The 17,815-nt window shown below is 75.4% G+C and carries 16 protein-coding genes; 8 read left to right on the top strand and 8 right to left on the bottom strand.

Annotated elements, in window-relative coordinates:
* Positions 1-3: 3 nt before the first annotated feature.
* The 3 genes from A4R25_RS03600 to A4R25_RS03610 all read right to left on the bottom strand — a co-directional run bounded on the left by A4R25_RS03600 (position 4) and on the right by A4R25_RS03610 (position 2,365).
* Positions 4-1,326, bottom strand: a complete 1,323-nt coding sequence (locus A4R25_RS03600) for a glycosyltransferase family 2 protein (protein ID WP_064445592.1) — start codon at positions 1,324-1,326, stop codon at positions 4-6.
* A gap of 2 nt (positions 1,327-1,328) precedes the next feature.
* The gene (locus A4R25_RS03605; RefSeq protein WP_030499105.1) at positions 1,329-1,598 is read right to left on the bottom strand and encodes a phosphopantetheine-binding protein; all 270 of its coding nucleotides are present in this window, start codon (positions 1,596-1,598) and stop codon (positions 1,329-1,331) included.
* A gap of 86 nt (positions 1,599-1,684) precedes the next feature.
* Positions 1,685-2,365: a 4'-phosphopantetheinyl transferase superfamily protein gene (locus tag A4R25_RS03610; RefSeq protein WP_064445593.1), complete on the bottom strand. Its 681-nt coding sequence runs from the start codon at positions 2,363-2,365 to the stop codon at positions 1,685-1,687.
* 65 nt (positions 2,366-2,430) lie between these two features.
* Between A4R25_RS03610 and A4R25_RS03615 the strand changes: the two genes are divergently transcribed.
* Positions 2,431-3,837 (top strand): condensation domain-containing protein, encoded by a 1,407-nt coding sequence (locus A4R25_RS03615; RefSeq protein ID WP_064445594.1) that lies wholly within the window; start codon positions 2,431-2,433, stop codon positions 3,835-3,837.
* 16 nt (positions 3,838-3,853) lie between these two features.
* Here A4R25_RS03615 and A4R25_RS03620 read toward each other — a convergent pair whose 3' ends face one another.
* Together A4R25_RS03620 and A4R25_RS03625 are read right to left on the bottom strand one after the other, a co-directional pair.
* The gene (locus tag A4R25_RS03620) at positions 3,854-5,056 is read right to left on the bottom strand and encodes a cytochrome P450 (protein WP_043323260.1); all 1,203 of its coding nucleotides are present in this window, start codon (positions 5,054-5,056) and stop codon (positions 3,854-3,856) included.
* 10 nt (positions 5,057-5,066) lie between these two features.
* Positions 5,067-6,230, bottom strand: a complete 1,164-nt coding sequence (locus A4R25_RS03625; protein ID WP_064445595.1) for a nucleotide disphospho-sugar-binding domain-containing protein — start codon at positions 6,228-6,230, stop codon at positions 5,067-5,069.
* Positions 6,231-6,423: 193 nt separating this feature from the next.
* On the opposite strand from A4R25_RS03625, the gene A4R25_RS03630 reads away from it, so the two are divergent.
* Positions 6,424-7,590 (top strand): cytochrome P450, encoded by a 1,167-nt coding sequence (locus tag A4R25_RS03630; protein ID WP_064445596.1) that lies wholly within the window; start codon positions 6,424-6,426, stop codon positions 7,588-7,590.
* A 7-nt stretch (positions 7,591-7,597) separates the two neighbouring features.
* On the opposite strand, the gene A4R25_RS03635 is transcribed toward A4R25_RS03630, so the two are convergent.
* Entirely contained in the window at positions 7,598-8,461 is an 864-nt protein-coding gene (locus A4R25_RS03635) for a TauD/TfdA family dioxygenase (protein ID WP_064445597.1), read from the bottom strand.
* Positions 8,462-8,622: 161 nt separating this feature from the next.
* On the opposite strand from A4R25_RS03635, the gene A4R25_RS03640 reads away from it, so the two are divergent.
* The 6 genes from A4R25_RS03640 (at position 8,623) to A4R25_RS03665 (ending at position 15,933) form a co-directional block, all read left to right on the top strand.
* A complete protein-coding gene (locus tag A4R25_RS03640; RefSeq protein ID WP_064446458.1) occupies positions 8,623-9,648 on the top strand; it encodes a methyltransferase in 1,026 nt (341 codons plus the stop codon).
* Positions 9,649-9,892: 244 nt separating this feature from the next.
* A complete protein-coding gene (locus tag A4R25_RS03645; protein WP_064445598.1) occupies positions 9,893-10,912 on the top strand; it encodes a polyprenyl synthetase family protein in 1,020 nt (339 codons plus the stop codon).
* Complete coding sequence (locus tag A4R25_RS03650) at positions 10,909-11,946, top strand: UbiA family prenyltransferase (protein WP_064445599.1); 1,038 nt, start codon at positions 10,909-10,911, stop codon at positions 11,944-11,946. The genes A4R25_RS03645 and A4R25_RS03650 overlap by 4 nt, the downstream gene beginning before the upstream one ends.
* Positions 11,943-13,643 carry a prenyltransferase/squalene oxidase repeat-containing protein gene (locus A4R25_RS03655; protein WP_064445600.1) on the top strand — a complete coding sequence of 567 codons (1,701 nt, stop codon included), beginning with the start codon at positions 11,943-11,945 and terminating at the stop codon, positions 13,641-13,643. The genes A4R25_RS03650 and A4R25_RS03655 overlap by 4 nt, the downstream gene beginning before the upstream one ends.
* Entirely contained in the window at positions 13,640-14,911 is a 1,272-nt protein-coding gene (locus tag A4R25_RS03660) for an NAD(P)/FAD-dependent oxidoreductase (protein ID WP_064445601.1), read from the top strand. Before A4R25_RS03655 ends, A4R25_RS03660 begins: the two co-directional genes overlap by 4 nt.
* A complete protein-coding gene (locus A4R25_RS03665) occupies positions 14,908-15,933 on the top strand; it encodes a histidinol-phosphate transaminase (RefSeq protein ID WP_064445602.1) in 1,026 nt (341 codons plus the stop codon). Before A4R25_RS03660 ends, A4R25_RS03665 begins: the two co-directional genes overlap by 4 nt.
* On the opposite strand, the gene A4R25_RS03670 is transcribed toward A4R25_RS03665, so the two are convergent.
* Together A4R25_RS03670 and A4R25_RS03675 are read right to left on the bottom strand one after the other, a co-directional pair.
* Complete coding sequence (locus tag A4R25_RS03670; protein ID WP_064445603.1) at positions 15,838-16,839, bottom strand: hypothetical protein; 1,002 nt, start codon at positions 16,837-16,839, stop codon at positions 15,838-15,840. The genes A4R25_RS03665 and A4R25_RS03670 overlap by 96 nt on opposite strands.
* Positions 16,840-16,854: 15 nt before the next feature.
* Positions 16,855-17,793 (bottom strand): 3-oxoacyl-[acyl-carrier-protein] synthase III C-terminal domain-containing protein, encoded by a 939-nt coding sequence (locus tag A4R25_RS03675; protein ID WP_064445604.1) that lies wholly within the window; start codon positions 17,791-17,793, stop codon positions 16,855-16,857.
* Positions 17,794-17,815 lie beyond the last annotated feature (22 nt).

Consider the following 17,815-nt stretch of genomic DNA (forward strand, 5'->3'; position numbering starts at 1 on the left):
GGGTCAGCGGAGCGTGATCACCGTGGCCGCGTCGTACGCGGCGACGGCGACGCTGAAGTGCGGGCGCAGCATGTCGGCCACGTAGTCCAGGTCGGCGACGAGCGGCACCGGCAGCAGAGCGCGCTGGTCCAGGCCGGTACGGGTGGCGACCAGCTCGATCCGGTCGGCCTTGAGCAGCCCCCGGGTGAGGAACGCCGGCAGGTCCTCGGGGAGCAGGCAGCGCCACATGTCGACGTTGACGATCAGGTCCAGCGCGCCGGCCTTGAACTGCTGGAGCACGGTGCCGAGCAGGTGGGAGTTCGTCCTGCCGACCGGCGCGTCGTGGTCGAACGTGTGCGACCCGGGGCCCAGGTCGAGCGCGGACACGCCGTTGCCGACGACCAGCGCGGCGCTCGTGGCCAGCTCGTCGCGCAGCGACCCGGGCAGCACGTCCGGCCGGCCCAGCCCACCGGAGCGGTACGCCTCGATCGCCGCGCCGTAGAGCCGGATCCGGCCCAGGTGCCGGCCGAACGTGTTGATCCCGTACAGCACCTCGACGTCGTAGCGCAGGTGCTTGCGCAGCAGGTACTTCATGTTGTCCATCGAGGCGATCCCGTTGGACGTCTTGCGGAAGTGCGGGAGGTGGTAGGAGAGCGCGTCGACGTCCAGCCGGAACAGCTCCGGCGGGGCGCCGTGCAGATGGAACACCCGGTAGAAGAACTCCAGGTCCTCGAAGCCCCACTTGACCATCGCCTCGTCGAAGCCACCGACCCGCCGGAACGACTCGTGGTCCACCGACGCGTTGTGGGTCAGGCCCAGCACCCAGGGCGCGCTCGGGAAATCGCCCATCCGCTGCGGGAGGGCGATGTCCTCCAGCCGCGGGTCGCCGCGCTCGGCGTCCAGCATCGCCGGCACGACCGGCTCGCCGCGGCGCAGCGCGTCCGCGCCGGCCCAGTCCAGGTCGTACCGCTGGCCGAGCAGCACCCCGGGACGGCCGGCGCGCCCGGCGTGGAAGTCGCGGTGCCGCTTGAGCAGCGTGGGATGCGCCACCGTGTCGGCGTCCAGGAACATCAGCGTGGCCGCGCGGGCCCGGGCCGCCGCCGCGTTGCGGTTGGCGCTGCGCCCCCGGTTCCGGTCGCTGCGCACGTACTCGATCCGCAGCCGGCCCCGGTACGCGTCCACCACCGGGCCCAGCGCGACGGCCGACCCGTCGTCGCCGACGACGACCTCGAAGTCGGCGGCCGGCAGCGTCTGCCGGGTCAGCGAGCGCAGCGTGGTGTCGAGCGCGGACGGGTTCTCGTGCGCGGGCACCACCACGCTCAGGCTGGGCCGGTCCGCTGTGGGCATGCTCAGCGCGCGGTGGAGTTGGCGGTGATGTAGTCGGCCAGGTCCCCGAGCGTCGCCATCCGGTCCTCGTCCAGCTCCTCGACGTCGATCTGGATCTCCAGCTCGTCCTCCAGCGCCAGCAGCAACTCCAGGCCGAGCGAGGAGCTGAGGCCGAGCTCGTCCATCAGCTGGGTCTGCTCGGTGACCGGCGCGTCCGGCCGCAGCATCCGGGTCAGCAGCACGGTCAGGCGGTCCACGACCTGGTCCCGGGGCGGCGCGTCGTGTTCTAGCACCGGGGCTCCCACGGGTCGATCACGCGCTCCAGCATGGAGTCATCAGAGCAGGGGAGATCGGTGAGTGTCAACGGGTGCGATGGTGGTCACGGGCAGTCACCGAGGTCGGTGCGACACTCGACGGCGTACGGCTCGTCGCCGGCCAGCGCCACCGCCACCGCGTACCCCTGTGGCGCGACCAGGTCGGCGAGCCGGTGCCGGCCGGCCGGGTCGGCGCACTCGACCACGTCGGCCCGGTCCACCGGCATCCCGAGGTTGGGCCACAGCCGGCCCCCGGCCGCCTTGACGGCCGCCTCCTTGCGGGCCCACAGCCGCACGAACCGCCGCGCCCGGGCGGCCTGGTCGGGGCCGGCGGCGACGTGCCGCGCCTCCCGGGGGTGGAAGAAGCGCGCGGACGCCGGCACCGGGTCCCCGCCCGGCACGACGTGCTGGATGTCCACCCCGACCGGGCGGCCGTCGCTGAGCGCCACCGCGACCAGATCGCCGGAGTAGGACAGGCTGGTGTGCAGGCCGCGCCACGGCCCGGTCAGCGCCGGTTTGCCGTACCGGCCGCGGCGCCAGGTCAGCGCCGCCGGTGGCGCGCCCGTGGCCCGCCCGGCCAGCACGCGCAGCGCGCCGTGCGCCACCGTGAACCGGTCCCGCAGCCCGTCGGCGGCGAGCCGCGCGGCCCGGGCCCGCTCGGCCGGGTCGAGCACCGCCCGGTACCGGGCCAGCACGTCCGGCGGCGCCCCGGCCGCAAGCACCCAGACCCGTACGGTGTCCCGCATGGACGGCAGCGTAACGGTGCGCCGTCGCGTTGACACACACCGATGCCCGTTGCTCTCATTGACCGGTGTTCGCGCAGACGGTCCAGGCCCACGTTCCCGTCGCGTTCGCCGGGCCGGGCGCCGGCGTCGCGCCCCTGACCTGGGGGCAGAAGGCGATCATGCAGGACATGCGGGAGACCGGCTGGACGCACAACGTCAGCGGCGCCCACCCGGTGCCGCCGGGCGTCACGGTCGAGCAGGTGGCGGCCGAGTTCGCCGCGCTGATGGCCCGGCACCCGGCGCTGCGGATGCGGCTGGGCGAGGGCGACGGCGGTCCGTGCCAGGTCGTGTCGGCCACCGGCGAGACGGTCCTGGACGTGGTGGACGTGCCCGACGACGCCGACCCGGCCGACGTGGCCACGTTCGCCTACGACCTGGGCCACGCCCGCCTGCTGAGCCACTACGACCTCTACCACGACTGGTCGGTGAAGATGGCGGTGATCCGGCACCGGGGCGTCCTGGTGCACCGGGTGCTCACGATCGACCACCTCGTGGTCGACGGCACCGCCACGTCGCTGCTCCTGGCCGATCTGGGCCTCGCCGGCCGCCCGGTCCGCCGGGTCGCCGACCCGCGTACCGTGCAGATCCTCGACCTGGGCCGGCGGGAGGAGACGCCGTCGCTGCGCCGGGTCAGCGACCGGGCCGTGCGGCACTGGGCGGAGCACCTGCGGGACATCCCGCCGCTGACGTTCGGCGAGCCGGCCGCCGGTGGGCGCCGGGGGCACCGGTACTGGCACGGCCGGTTCAGCTCACCGGCGGCGTACCTGGCGGTGCGGGCCATCGCGGCGCGGACCCGCACCGACACCTCGCGCGTGCTGCTGGCGGTCATCGCGGTCGCGATCGGCCGGGCCACCGGCGTCAGTCCGCTCACCGCCAAGCTCATCGTCGGCAACCGGTTCCGGCCGGGTTTCGCCGAGGCCATCGCCCCGCTGAGCCAGAACGGCGTGCTGCGCGTCGACACCGCCGACACCACTGTGGACGAGGTGGTGGCGCGTGCCCGCCGGGCCGCGGTGTCGGCCGGGAAGTACGCCTACTACGACCCGGCGCAGCTCGCGGAGGTCTCCGACCGGCTGGACACCGAACGCGGATACCCGGCCCGGATCAGCTGCCGGATCAACGACCGGCGGGTGACCACGCGGCAGGCGGCCGACGTCGGGCTGCACGACGACCCGGTGACCGCCGAGCGGATCCGCCGCCGCGCCGACGAGACGTTCCTGGTCTGGGACGGCCCGCTGGACCACCTGCCCGAGCAGGTGTTCATCACCGTCGAGGACCAGCCGGAGACGGTCTACCTCCAGGTCATCTTCGACTTCGGCTGCTTCACCGAGGAACAGGCGGAACGGCTGCTGCGCGGCGTGGAGGAGGTGGCGGTGGAGGCGGCCCTCGACCCCGCCGCCCCGACCCGGGTGGTCCCGGGATCGGCGGGCGGCTGACCGGTCACAGCGCCGGTCACGCGTCCCAGGTCACCGGCAGCGACTCCAGGCTGCGCACCACCAGACCAGGCCGGAACCGCAGCTGCGACTCGTCGACCGCGAGCCGCAGCCCGGGCAGCCGGCGCAGCAGGCCGCCGAGCGCCTCCTGCAGCTCCATCCGGGCCAGCGCCGCGCCGAGGCAGTGGTGCGGGCCGGCGCCGAAGGCCAGGTGCGGGTTGTGCGCGCGGGTCAGGTCGAGCGTGTCCGCGCCCGGGAACACGGTGGCGTCCCGGTTCGCCGACGCGATCGCCGGCAGCACCGCGGCGCCGGCCGGCAGGCGTACGCCACCCAGCTCCACCTCCTCGGTCGTGACGCGGGGCAGCAGCACCCCGTTGTCGCCGAGCTGGATGAAGCGGGACAGCTCCTCGACCGCCCGGGCCACCGCGACCGGGTCGTCGCCGCGCAGCGCGGCCAGTTGCTCGGGGTGGCGGGCCAGTACGAGCAGGAACAGGTTGAGCTGGTTGGTGGTGGTCTCGTGCCCGCCGACGAAGATGCCGGCGGTGACCGAGACCAGCTCCCGCTCGGTGAGGTCGTCGTGCTCGTCCCAGACCGCGATGAGCGCGCTCATCAGGTCGTCGCCGGGCTCGCGGCGGCGCTGCTCGATCAGCTCGCGGAACGCCTCCAGCGCGGCCCGGGGCGCCTCCGGGTCGGCGTCCCAGTCGCCGACGAGCGCGTCCGACCACTGACGTACCCGCTCCCGGTCCCGCTCGGGGATGCCGAACAGCGTGCTGATCACGGAGATCGGCAGCGGGCCGGAGACGTGCGTGATCAGGTCGGCGGGCGGGCCCGCGGCCACCAGGTCGTCGATCATCGCGTCGACGAGCGCCGCGACCCGCGGGCGCAGCTCCTCCACCCGGCGGACGGTGAACGCGTGCGACACGGCCCGGCGCATCGTGGTGTGCCGCGGCGGGTCCATCCCGATCAGCGAGTCCTCGGCGAGCGAGCCCAGCTCCCGGGTCGGGCGGTTCGGGCCGGCCGCGGCGGCCCGGCTGAACCGCTGGTCGGTGAAGACGCGGCGCACGTCGGCGTGCCGGGTGGCCAGGTACGCGCACGCCCCGTCGGGCAGCTCGACCCGGGCCACCGGGCACGTCTCGCGCATCCGGGTGTAGTCCGGCGACGGGTGGTAGATCGTCGGAGCCGGCGCGAGCGGGTAGGGGATGGCCGGCGGGTCCTGCGTCATCTGCGACTCCTCAGATCGGGCCGCCCCGGGCCAGGGCGGCGAGCGTCGGCACCAGGTCGGCGGGGGCGGGCATGGCGTGGACCCGGTCGCGCATCAGCGCCGCCGCGCGCCGCCACGGGCCGTCGGCGATCAGCTCGCGGACGAGGTCCCGCACCGCGGCGGCGGTGGCCTGCTCGCGGGTCAGCCAGGCGCCCGCGCCGGTGGCCGCCAGCCGTTCGCCGTTGAAGTGCTGGTCGCTGACCTGTGGCAGGACGAGCTGCGGCACGCCGTACGCGAGCGCGGTCATGGTGGTGCCGGCCCCGCCCTGCTGCACCAGCGCGGCGCAGGTCGGCAGCACCAGCCGCATCGCCAGCGGCCCGTCGGCCAGGCGGACCCCGGCCGGCACCGGCCCCAGCGCCTCGCGCTGGCGCGGCTCGACCACGACGACGACCTCCACGTCCGGCCCGGCCACCGCGTGGATCACCCCGGCCAGGTCGAGCCGGTCGTCCAGGCCCGCGCCGGCCATCATGGTGCCCGCCGTGACGCACACCCGGGGCCGGTCCGCCGGGCGGCGCAGCCAGGGCGGCAGCACGGCCGGGCCGTTGTACGGCACGAACCGCACCGGGCGGCCGGGACGCCGCGTCGGCACCTGCATCGGCGGCGGCACCGGGTCGAGCGTGAGCACTCCGTCCAACGCCACCTCGGCGGCGGCGAGCCCGAACCGGGCGGCGAGCGGCCCGACCACCGACTCCGGGTCCAGGCGCAGCGTGGTCGAGGAGTCCGGCCCCCACAGGTTCAGCACGCCGGGTACGCCGAGCGCGGCGGCGGCCACCGGCGCGGCCAGGTTGAACGGCTCCCAGAGGATCAGGTCCGGCCGCCAGGACCGGCCGAAGGAGACCAACTCGTCGAGCACGGCGTCGGCGAAGCGGACCACCCCGCCGTCGGCGGTGATCGCCGGCTCCAGGGCGTCCGCCGTGGCGGGCCCGTCGAGCGGCGCCACCGCGCCGATCCGGCCGGCGAACGCGGCGGCGAAGTCGACGTCGGCGCCCAGCGGCACGGCGGCGAGCCCGGCCGAGCTGATCGCGGCGACCATCGAGGGGTGGCTGGCCACCCGCACCTCGTGGCCGGCGGCCTGGAGCGCCCAGCCGAGCGGGACCAGGCTGTAGAAATGCGACCGCCAGCCCCACGTCGACATCAGAATTCGCAGAGCCGCAGTCAAATCCCACCAATCCGCACGTGAAACGGCAGTCCTGGCCAACCGATGCTAGGTGATGGAAGCGGTACGCGGAAGGTCGCGGACGACCGCAATGAATATTGACGCCGGGCTAACCGATGCTGGAGTCTTAGCCGGTGCCCGAGGTGGACCGCGATCGGCAGGCGGTGGTGCGTTGAGCGTCAATTCCGGGTTGCGTTCCTATCCGTTCGAGCCATTCACCGGCGATCTTCCCGCCGAGCTGCTGGAGATGGTCGTGACCGAGCCGGTCAGCCGGGTGCGGCTGCCCGACGGGCGGGCCGCCTGGCTGGTGCTCGGCTACGAGCAGTGCTGCACCGTGCTGGCCGACCCCCGTTTCTCCCGGCTTCCGCTCGGCGCCACCGCGACGCCGGACGGCGGCGGTCCCCGCGAGTTGAACATGGACGGTCCGCCGCACGCGGCGGTGCGCCGGGTGGCCGCGCGCGCGTTCACCGCCCGCCGCATCGAGACGTTCCGTCCCCGGGTGCAGCGGCTGGTGGACGAGCTGGTCGAGGCGATGCTCGCCGGCCCGCGCCCGGCCGACGTGGTGGCCGGGCTGGTCGCGCCGCTGCCGGTGTTCGTGGTGTGCGACGTGCTCGGCGTGCCGGCCGCCGACCGTCCCCGCTTCTACGCCTGGATCGAGGGGCTGAACTCGGTCACCGCGTACGGCTCGGCCGACGCCGCGACCGCGCAGGCCCAGCTACGGGACTACCTGGCCGGTCAGCTCGCGCGCAAGCGGGCCGAGCCCGGCGACGACCTGCTCTCGGCCTGGGTCCGCGGCACGCACGAGCTGGCCGACGCCGAGCTGGTCGAGCTGGCCATGGGGGTGCTGCTCGGCGGGCTGGAGATCAACTCGACGAGCGCCGGCCTGCTTGCGCTGTTCCGGCACCCGGAGCAGCTGGCCAAGCTGCGCGCGGCGCCGGAGAAGCTCTCCGCGGCCACCGACGAGATCCTGCGCTACACGTCGGTGAGCGCCATGTTCCGGGTGCAGGTGGTCCGGGAGGACCTGGTCCTCGGCGGCGTCGGCATGCGCGCCGGGGACTGCGTGATGGCGGTCCCGTGGGCCGGCAACCGCGACCCCCGGTTCTTCCCCGAGCCGAACGTCTTCGACATCGACCGCAGGCCCGACGCCCCGCACCTGACCTTCGGCTTCGGGCCGCACTTCTGCCTCGGTACGGCGCTGGGCCGGATGCAGGTGGAGCTGTCGCTGGGCGCGCTGCTGACCCGGATGCCGGCGCTCGCGCCGGCGGTGCCGCCGGCCGAGATCCCGTGGCGGCACGACCGGATGAACGGCGGCATCGCCTCGTTCCCGGTGACCTGGTGAGCGGCGGTCAGTAGCTCTCCACCGCGTTGACCCGGCCCGGCCAGTAGCGCTCGCCGGGCGCGGGCGCGTAGTGCTCCCAGCGCGGCGGGTTCCCGGTCGGGTGGTCGCCGAGCACGGTGATCCGCTGCCCGCGGCGCAGTCCCTCGTAGTCGTTCACCGCGTAGTGCTGGGTGACCCGGTTGTCCCAGACCGCGACGTCCCCGGTCCGCCAGCGGTAGCGGCAGGTGAACTGGGGACTCTCGGAGAAGGCGAACAGGTGCTCCAGCAGCGCGTCGCTCTCGTTGCGGGTCAGCTGCGGGATGTGCGAGGTGAACAGCCGGTTGACGTACAGCGATCGACGTCCGGTCTCCGGGTGCACCCGGACCACCGGGTGTTCGGCCCGGCTGGTGAACTCGGTGCCGATCCGGATGACGTGGATGGCGGTCAGCCCGTCGACCAGGTCCCGCATCGGCGCGGAGAGCGCCTCGTAGACCCGGCACTGGTTGGTCCACATGGTGTCGCCGCCGACCTCGGGCAGCTGGACCAGGTGCAGGATCGAGGCGATCGGCGGGCTCTGGTGGAACGTCATGTCGGTGTGCCAGACGTCGACCTTGCCGCCGTCGGCGGAGTCGATGACGACGATCTCCGGGTGCCCGTCCAGCCGTGGCAGATAGGGGTGCAGCTCGACCTCGCCGAAGCGGCGGCCGAACGCCACGTGTGCGGCCGGCGTCAGCCCGGTCTGGCCGGCGAGGAAGACCACCTGGTGCTTGAGCAGCAGGTCGTGGATCAGCGCGAAGCCCTCGTCGGTGAGCGTGTTGAGGTCGATGCCGTGAACCTCGGCGCCCAGCGCGCCGGAGACGAGCCGGACCTCGGCCGCGATGGATGTGGTCATCGATGATCCCTCCGGTCTGCGCGCCACGGCTGGTCCGCGAATTGTTCCACGTCCGTGAATGTCCTCACCAGCCGTCGTCGTTGACTCACCCGGCGTACGCCTGGAACCATTCGGTGCCGGCGGGGGCGGCGAGGCCGGCCCGCGACGTGGAGGAGGCGCGGGTGGCGATCGATGCCCCGATCGAGGGTGACGCGGCGGAGCGGCTCGACCGGCTCACCGACCTGGCCACCCCGTTCGCGGTCCGTACGGCGGTGACCCTGCGCGTGCCGGACCTGATCGCCGACGGCGTCACCGGCCTGGCCGAGCTGGCCGGCGCCACCGGGGCCGACGCCGCCGCGCTGGGCCGCCTGCTGCGCTACCTCGCGCACCGGGGCGTGTTCGTCGAGGTGTCGCCGGACGTCTTCGGCCTGACCGACGTCGGCGAGCTGCTCTGCGACCGCGAGGGCGGTGGCCTCGGCGCCTATCTGGACCTCGGCGGCCTCGGCGCGCGGATGGACCTGGCCTGGGCCGGTCTGCCGCACGCGATCCGCACCGGCGGGCCCGGCTACCGCGAGGTGCACGGGCGGGACTTCTGGGCCGACCTGGACGCGCACCCGGACCACCGGGCCTACTTCGACGCGCTGATGCTCAGCCAGCAGCGGTTCACCGCGCCGGAGGTCGCGGCGCTCTACCCCTGGCGCGAGGCGGGCCACGTAATGGACGTGGCCGGGGGCGCGGGCGGGCTGCTGCGGGAGGTGCTGGGCGCCCATCCGCACCTGCGGGGCACGCTCGTCGACCGCCCCGAGCCGGTGGCCACCGCCGCCGCGACGTTCGCCGAGTGCGGCCTCGCCGACCGGGTCGAGACCGTGGTCGGGGACTTCTTCGCCCCGCTGCCGCCCGGCGCCGACGTGTACGTGGTCTCGCGCGCGCTCACCGACTGGAGCGACGCCCACGCCACGGCGATCCTGCGGCGCTGCGCCGAGGCGGCCGGAGCGGCCGGCCGGGTGCTCGTCATCGAGGTGCTGCCGACGGTGCCGCACGTGCCGCACCTGTCCGCGTACGACCTGCGGATGCTGGTGCTCGTCGGCGGCCGGGAACGCGGGTTGCCCGAGTTCGCCGCGCTGGCCGCCGCCGCGGGCCTGTCGCCCCGGCGCACGTACCACGGCGCCGACGGGCTCACGCTCATGGAGTTCGCCGCCGGCGCCTGAGGGCGCGTCGCACCTGTCCGGTGCCGTCCCGTGCGCCCGATCATTGACGTATATGCATCGACATGGCGGCCCTGGGTGGAAGGGCGGTTTTCTCTGGGCATCGGTCAATGTGCTGAGAAATGCGGTCACGACATTTGCCGCCACCCATATCCGCTCGCATTTATCAATGGTTGTTCGCGGGGAGGGCGGCCGGTAACGTCTCGCGTGGCGACTAGCCGATCCCTCGCGAAAGGGTCGACGCGTCATGACGGTTGCTGGCTCCACGCGATATCCGCCCTTCATCGACGACCTCGCCCGCAGCGAATCGGGACGGCTGCTGCGCGCCGAACTCGGACGGCGGTGGCCCGAGACACCCGACCAGCTCGACGCGATAGTGCGCTACGCGCTGCTGCCGGCGGGCAAGATGCTGCGCCCGATGATGACGCTGCACGCGGCCGAGGCGGTCGGCGGATCTCCCCGCGACGCGCTCGCCGCCGCGCTCGCCACCGAGTACCTGCACGTCGCGACGCTCGTGCACGACGACATCATCGACGCCGACACGCTGCGCCGCGGCCGCCCCGCGGTCCCGGTGGCGTACGGCTTCCCCGGCGCCATCGTGGCCGGCGACCACCTGATCTTCCACGCCTTCCGGGCCGTCGTGGAGGGCGGTCCGGACACCCCCGCCGGCCCCGTCGTCGCCGCGGTCGCCGCGCTGGCCGAGGCGGGACAGGACCTGTGCCGGGGGCAGGCGCTGGAGGCGCGGCTCGTCGGCGACCTGGACGCGGGCGCCCGCTGGTATCCGGAGATGATCCGGCTCAAGACCGGCGCGCTGTTCCGCGCCGTGTGCGAGATCGGCGCGCTGCTCGGCGGCGCGGACCAGCCGGTTGCCGCCGCGCTGGCCCGGTACGGCGAGCACCTCGGGACGGCCTTCCAGATCCGCGACGACCTGCTGTCCTATCTGGCCACCCCGGAACAGACCGGCAAACCGGCGTCCAGCGACCTGAACAACGGCCGCCCCACCCTGCCGCTGCTGCTGGCGTACGACGCGGTCACCGACGCGACCCGGGTGGAGCTGCTGGCGGTGCTGCACCGGCGCGGCGCCGGTCCCGGCGACGTCGAGTGGGTCGCCGCGCTGCTGCGCGACGTCGGCGCGGTCGACGGCGCCCGCCAGCGGATGGTGGGGCACGCCGAGCGGGCCCGCGCCGAGCTGGCCGTGCTCACCCCGTCCGCGGGCGCGGACGTGCTCACCGGCATCGCGGCCTGGATGACGAGCGGGACGGCGTGAGCACGGCCGCCGCCGTGCGGGCACTGCGGGCCCACGTCGAGACCTGGCGGCCCTACACCCTCTGGTACGTGGGGCTGGTCGGCCTGGCCGGCGCCGCCGTGGCCGGCGGCCCGCACCATCCGTGGGTGCTGCTGTCGGCCTGGGCCGCGCCGACCGCCGGCTGGCTCGGCGGCCACTATCTCGGCGACTACTTCGACAGGCACCTGGACGCCGGCAGCAAACCGCACCGGCCGATCCCCTCCCGGCGCCTCGGCGCGGGCACCGCGCTCTGGTGCGGCTGGGCCTGTTTCACGCTGCTCGGCGTCCTGGCCGTGCTGGGCGGGTGGGGCACCACCGCGGCGGCGCTGCTGGCCGGGTGCGGCATCGTCGCGTACAGCAGGTGGTTCAAGGCCCGCGGCATCGCCGGAAACCTGGTCCGGGGCGCGCTCGGCGCGGTCGCGCTCGTCTACGGCGCGCTCGCCGCCGGCCTCGCCCCGGACCGCGCCTCGGCGACGCCGGTGCTGCTCGCGCTCGTCGTCGCGTTCTGGTCGCACGACGCGATGTCCAACCTGGTGGGCGCACTGCGCGACATCGACGGCGACCGCGCGGGCGGTTACCGGACGCTGCCGGTGGGGCGGGGCGTGCCGTTCGCGGTGCGGACCGTGCTGGCGCTCTACGCCGTCGCGATCGCCGCCGCCGTGGCCGCCGGGCTGCTCGCCGGCCGGGACGCGCGGACCGCGTACCTGATCACCGTGCTCGTGGTCCTGCTGACCGGCGTGGTGGCACTGGCCCCACTGGTGCGCCGGCGCGGCGGCATGCCGGTCGTGGTGGCGCTGCGCGCGCACTCGGTCCTGGTGGTGGAGCGGGTCGCGCTGGCCTCCGCGGCGGTCGGGCTGGGCCTCGGCGTCGCCGTGCAGCTCGCGCTCGCGCTGCCGATGGTCGCGCTGACCTGGGTCGCGCAGCGCGCCATGCGTGCCCGGCACGAACTCGGTCCGCCGGTCGCGGGCCTGACCCTCGCCACCCGCAGTCGAGTACCGGTGGAGGACGCGCCATGACCACTGTGACCACGGAGGCCGTCGGGAAGGCCGTCACCGCCGGCGCGGAGGCGCTCCTGCGCCGGCGCCGCCCCGACGGCGCGTTCGGCGACGACCCGCCCGCCTCGGTGCTGGGTACCGCGGGCGCGGTGGCCGCGCTGCACGCCGCCGACCCGTCCGGCTGCGCGGACCTGGTCGGCGCCGGAACCGCGTGGCTGCGCCGGCAGCAGCACGACGACGGCGGCTGGGGCGGCGTGGTGGGCGCCGGCACCGAGGTCGTGCCCACCGCCGTCGCGATCGCGGCGCTGGCCCTGACCGCGCCGGCCGACAGCGCCGGGGCGATCGCGGCGGGCCGGACCCGGCTGGCCGCGCTGGGCGGCGTCGACACCGTCACCGACCCGGCCATCTCCTTGCTCTGCCGCCAGTTGCTCACCATGGCCGGGATGACCGCCGAGGCGGGCCCGCTGCGCCGGCTGCCACTGGAGATCGTCCTGTTCGACCGGGTACGCCGGCAGCGCCTGTCGTTCCGTACCGCGCCGTTCATCGGGCTCGCCCTGATGCAGGCCGACCTGCTGCCCACCGGCCGCCTGCGCCGGGCCACGCTGGGCCGGGCCCGGCCGGTGGCGCTGCGGCTGCTGCGGTCCATCCACGACCACGAGGGCGGCACCGGCGCGCTCAGCGAGGACCCGTGGCCGGCCGCGCTGGTGCTGCTCGGCCTGGCCCGCAGCGGCGAGGCGCCGGACATCGCCCGCGCCGTCGTCGGCTGGCTGCGCCGGGCGGTACGCCCCGACGGCGCCTGGGACGCGGTCACCAACCTGGACCTGACCCGGACCGGGTACGCGGCGACCGGGCTGATCGCGGCCGGCTACGCCGACGACCCCCGGCTGCGCGCCACCCGGGAGTTCCTCCACGCCGGCCGCAAACCGGAGGCGTTCGAGGTGCTGGACGTGCCGCCGGGCGGATGGAGCTATTCGAACGCGCGCGGCTGGCCGGTGACGCTGGAGTCCGCCGAGATCCTCTCCGCGCTGGCCGGCTTTCCCGGGGCCGACGCCGACCCGGTCCTGCGCGACGGACTGGCGTGGCTGGTCGGCCGCCAGGACAGCCGCGGCTCGTGGAGCCTGTGGGTCCGTGACACCCGGCTCGCCAACGACGGTCCGTGCCCGGCCATCACCAGCCAGGCGATCCTCGCGCTGCACGATGCCGGCCACCCGGACGACCATCCGGCGATCGCCCGGGCGGCGGCCTGGCTGCTGACCCGGGCCGCGCCCGACGGCACGTTCGAGAACCTCTGGTACCGCGACCACACCTCCGGCACCGCCGTCGTGGTCGCCGCGCTGTCCCGGGTCGGGCACGCCCGGCACGAGGTGGTGCGCCGGGCGGCCCGGTGGCTGCGCGACACCCAGTTGCCCGACGGCTCGTGGGGGCCGGGCGACGGCACGGCGGGCTCGGTCGAGGAGACGTCCTGGGCCGTCCAGGGTCTGCTCGCCACCGGCGACCCGGACGCCACCGGGGCGGTGGACCGGGGCGTGGCCCGGCTGGTCGCCGCCGCCGGGCCGGACGGGAGCTGGCCGGCGGCCCGGGTGTGCAACTACATCCGCCACCACATGCGCTATCCCAACGCCGTGATCACCCAGGCGCTCGCGCTGCGGGCGCTCGGCGAGTACCGCCGGGCCGCCGCCGCGCGGCCGGACGTGGCGCCGCCGGCGGTGACCCGATGACCCCCGACGTGGTGGTGGCCGGCGCGGGCGCCGGCGGCCTGGCCTGCGCCCGCGCGCTCGTCGCGCTCGGCCTGCGGGTGCTGGTGCTGGACCGGCAGCGCACCTCGGCGTCGATCGCCAAGGGCGAGATCCTGCAGCCCGAGACGGTACGCATCCTCGACTCCTGGGGCCTGCTGGACGCCCTGCGGGCCACCGGCGCGCGCCCGGTCGGGCGGCTGGCCATCCGCGACCCGGCCGGCGAGCCGTTGCTCTGCCTGGACTACGCGGGGCTGCCCGGCGCGTACCGGCAGATCCTCTGCGCCGACTACGGCGACCTGCGCCGCGTGCTCACCGACCGGCTGCCGCCCGCAGCGCGCATCCGGTGGGGAGCGCGGGTCACCGGCGTCCTGCGCGACAGCGACGGGCGCGTCGGCGGCGTCCGGTTCGTCGCCGACGGCGCCGAGCAGGAGATCCACGCGCCGCTGGTGGTCGCCGCCGACGGCATGTCGTCGCCGCTGCGCCGCGGCGCCGGGATCGCGGTCCGGCGCCAGGAGTACCCGCACGGCCTGGTCGCCTTCGACGTGGCCGGCGCCGACGTGGCCGAGGAGGTGTCCGCCTACCGCACCGGCCGGGGACTCTGCCTGGTCTACCCGCTGCCGGGCGGGCGGTGCCGCCTGTACGCGCAGGTGACGCCGGACGAGTTCCGGGGGCGCGTCGACCTGGGCGCGTGGTGCGACCGGCTGCTCGCCGACGTGCCGGCGATCCGCCCGCTGGGCGCGGCGCTGCGCGCGAGCCTGGACCGGCGCCAACTGCTCGCGGTCTACCGGCTGCGCAGCGCGCGCCTGGCCGTGCCGGGGCTCGCGCTCGCCGGCGAGGCCGCCCACGCGGTGCACCCGATGGCGGCGCAGGGCGTCAACAGCTCCCTCGGCGACGCCGAGACGCTCGCCGCCTGCCTGGCGGCCGAGGGCGGCGCGCCGGAACCGGCGGCGGTGGACCGGGCGCTGCTCGCCTTCGAGGCGGCGCGGCGGCCCCGCCTGGACCACGTCGCGACGGTCAGCCACAACGCCTCCCGCATGATCACCGCGGTGTCCGGGCTGCCGAAGCTGCTCGGCGCGCGGATGATGCGCCGCACCGCCGCCAACCCCCGCCTGCTCGGGCTCACCGCCGGCAACCTCTCCGGCACCGACGTCCGGCCGCTGTCCGCGGTCGACCGGCTGTACCAGCTCGGGCTCCTGGCCGACCGGCGAGCGCACACCCCGCCGGTCCCGTCAGAAAGTGAGCGACCATGACGCCTGGCACCGCCGTCGGGACGCACCCGCCGGCCGACCTGTCCATGAACGAGACCCCCTACCCGCCGCTGCCGGGGGTGCGGCGGGTGGTCGCCGACGCCGCCGCGGCGCTGCAGCGCTACCCGGACCGCACGTCGGCGGCGCTCGTGGCCGCGCTGTCGCGGCGGCTCGGCGTGGGACCGGAGGCGATCCTCGTCGGCCCCGGCTCGGCCGGACTGTGCCAGCACCTCGTGCAGTCCCTCGGGCCCCGGCCGGACGTCGTCCACCCGGCCCTGTCGTTCGAGGGCTACCCGCTGATCATCGGCAACGCCGGGGCCCGCGCCGTGCCGGTGCCGATGGACGGGTACGGCCACGACCTGCCCGCGATGGCGGACGCGGTGACCGAGCGGACCCGCTGCGTGCTGCTGTGCAACCCGAACAACCCGACCGGGGCGGCGCTGCGCCGCGACGACGTCGAGGCGTTCCTGGACCGGATCCCGGCCGACGTGCCGGTCATCGTGGACGAGGCGTACCGCGAGTTCGTCACCGACCCCCGCTCGCCGGACGGGATGGACCTGTACCGGGCGTACGGCAACGTCTGCGTGCTGCGCACGTTCTCCAAGGCGTACGGGCTGGCCGCGCTGCGCGTCGGGTACGCCGTCGTGCCGCCCCGGCTCACCCGGGCCGCCGCGCTCACCGGGGCGGTGTTCTTCCCCTCCGCGCTCGCCCAGGCGGCGGCGGTGGCGAGCCTGACGCCGGAGGTGGACGCGGAGCTGACCCGGCGGTGCACGGAGCTGGTGGCGGAGCGTACCCGCCTGGTCGGCGCGCTGCGCGGCCTCGGGCTCACCGTGGCGCCCAGCGAGGCCAACTTCGTGTGGCTACCGCTGGGAGAGCGGGCCGTGCCGTTCGCCGACCGGGCCCGGGAGGCCGGCATCCTGGTCATGGCGCTACCCGGCGCCGGGGTCCGGATCACCGTCGGTTCCCCGGAGGCGAACGAGCGGCTGCTCGCGTTCGTCCGCGCGGCGCTCGCCGACGGGCTCTGACCGGCCGGCCGGCGCCAGCGCGACCACGCTCAGGTAGTTCAGGCCGGGCTCGTAGTCGGCCACCACCACCGGCCGGGGCCGCGCCGCGTCCCCGGCGAGACGGTCCAGCAGCGCCCACCAGACCCCGGTGGACGGCTGCCTGCGCGGCCCGGTCGTCACCGCGGCGCCGCCGTGGCCGGGCCACACGGCGGCCAGGTCCGCGCCGAGCACGACCGCGACATCGGTACGTCCGGCCGTCAGCTCGCCCACCTCGGCCGCCGCGAGCGCGGCCACGTCGCCGGCGTCGACGTCCACGTGCTGGCGCAGCGCGGTCACCCGCGCGCCGCCGCCGAGCCCGATCAGCTCGGGACCGCCGGCCGCACCATCGCTGTCGCCGCCGGTCGCGCCGTCGTCGGCGAGCGCGTCGTAGAGCATGGCCACGGCCCGGTGGCGCGCCGGTACGGGCACCGCCGCGTCGTACGGCAGCACCGCCTGCTCGACGGTGAGCACCAGGGCGCGGCGGCACCCGTACGCGCGGGCGATCCGCAGCCCGGTGAACGCCGCCGCCGAACCCTGGTCGCAGAGCGCGAACGACATCGGCGTGCCCGGGCAGACGTGACTGAGGTACGCCGCGGTGGCCCGCCCGGGCAGCATGTCGTGCACGGCGAACGCCAGCACGAGCAGGTCCACCGGCTCGTCCGGCGGCACGACGGCGGGGATCAGCTCGGCGGCCATCTCCCCGTACGACTGGCCCAGCGCCGCCGCGGGCGCGTCGAACAGGCCGCCGGGCACACGCAGCCCGTACGGCCGGGTCAGGTCGGCCAGGTAGCCGGCGGCGCGCTCGCGCAGCACGGGGTCGCCGAGCAGCGCGGCCGGACCGGTGAACGTGCGCCGCGCGGCCCGCAGCAGGCGGAGTCCGGTCTCCATGGTGGCCTCCGCCGCTCAGTGCTCGAAGACCATGGCGGCGAACGTCGCGCCGTCCCCGGCGCCCACCGCCGCGACCAGATAGCGGTCACCGGGCCGGAGCAGGTCGCGCTGCCGGGCGGTGCGGTAGTTGACGAACGCGTCGGCGCAGAACACGTGCCCGGTCTCGGTGACGTTGTCCAGCAGCACCCGGTCCAGCGGCAGCCCGATCAGCCGGCACAGCCGCTTCCAGGTCATCAGGTTCACGTTGTGCGGCAGCACCAGCCGCAGCTCGGACAGCGTCGTGCCGGACCGCTCCAGCGCCCGGCCGATCACCTCGGCCAGCGCCGGCCGGTACGCCCGCTGGAACCGCGCCGGGGACTCGCCGCCGGCCACGTCGAACTCGCCCCGCTGGTGGCAGGCGTACGCGAGCAGCCGGTCCCGGCCGCCACCGGCGCTGAGCAGGCAGGCCGAGGCGCCCTCGCTGAACACCGACGTCTCCGGGATGAACTGGGCGTCACGGGTGAACGCCTTCTCGCCGGTCAGCACCAGCGCCAGCGGCGGGCCGTCCGGCGTGTCCGGTTCGGACGCGAGCAGCCGCCCGGCCACGTCGATCGCGGCGAGCGCGCTGGCGCAGGACTGCTGGGTGAGCGTGAACGCGAGCGCGTGGCCCAGCCCGAGCGCGCGGCACACCTCGTGCAGCGGGTTGACCGGGTAGGGGGTGACCACCGGGAAGGCCCGCCCGTACACCACGAACCGCACCCGCCGCCGCAGCGTGTGCAGCGCGGTGAGGCCGTGCGCGGCGCGCAGCAGCAGGTCGGTCAGGGACAGCCCGGGGTCGCGGCGGACCTCGGTCAGGCCGTGGAAGCGGCGGAACAGGCGCACCTGCATGTCGCTCAGGCCCAGTGGCGCGGCCAGGCTCTCGACCGGCACCCGGCGCTGCGGCAGGAACACCGAGACGGCCTCGATGGCCGTCATGCGCGAACCGTCACGACACGGA

Source organism: Micromonospora sp. NBRC 110037, assembly GCF_001652995.1.
Lineage (GTDB): Bacteria > Actinomycetota > Actinomycetes > Mycobacteriales > Micromonosporaceae > Micromonospora > Micromonospora chalcea.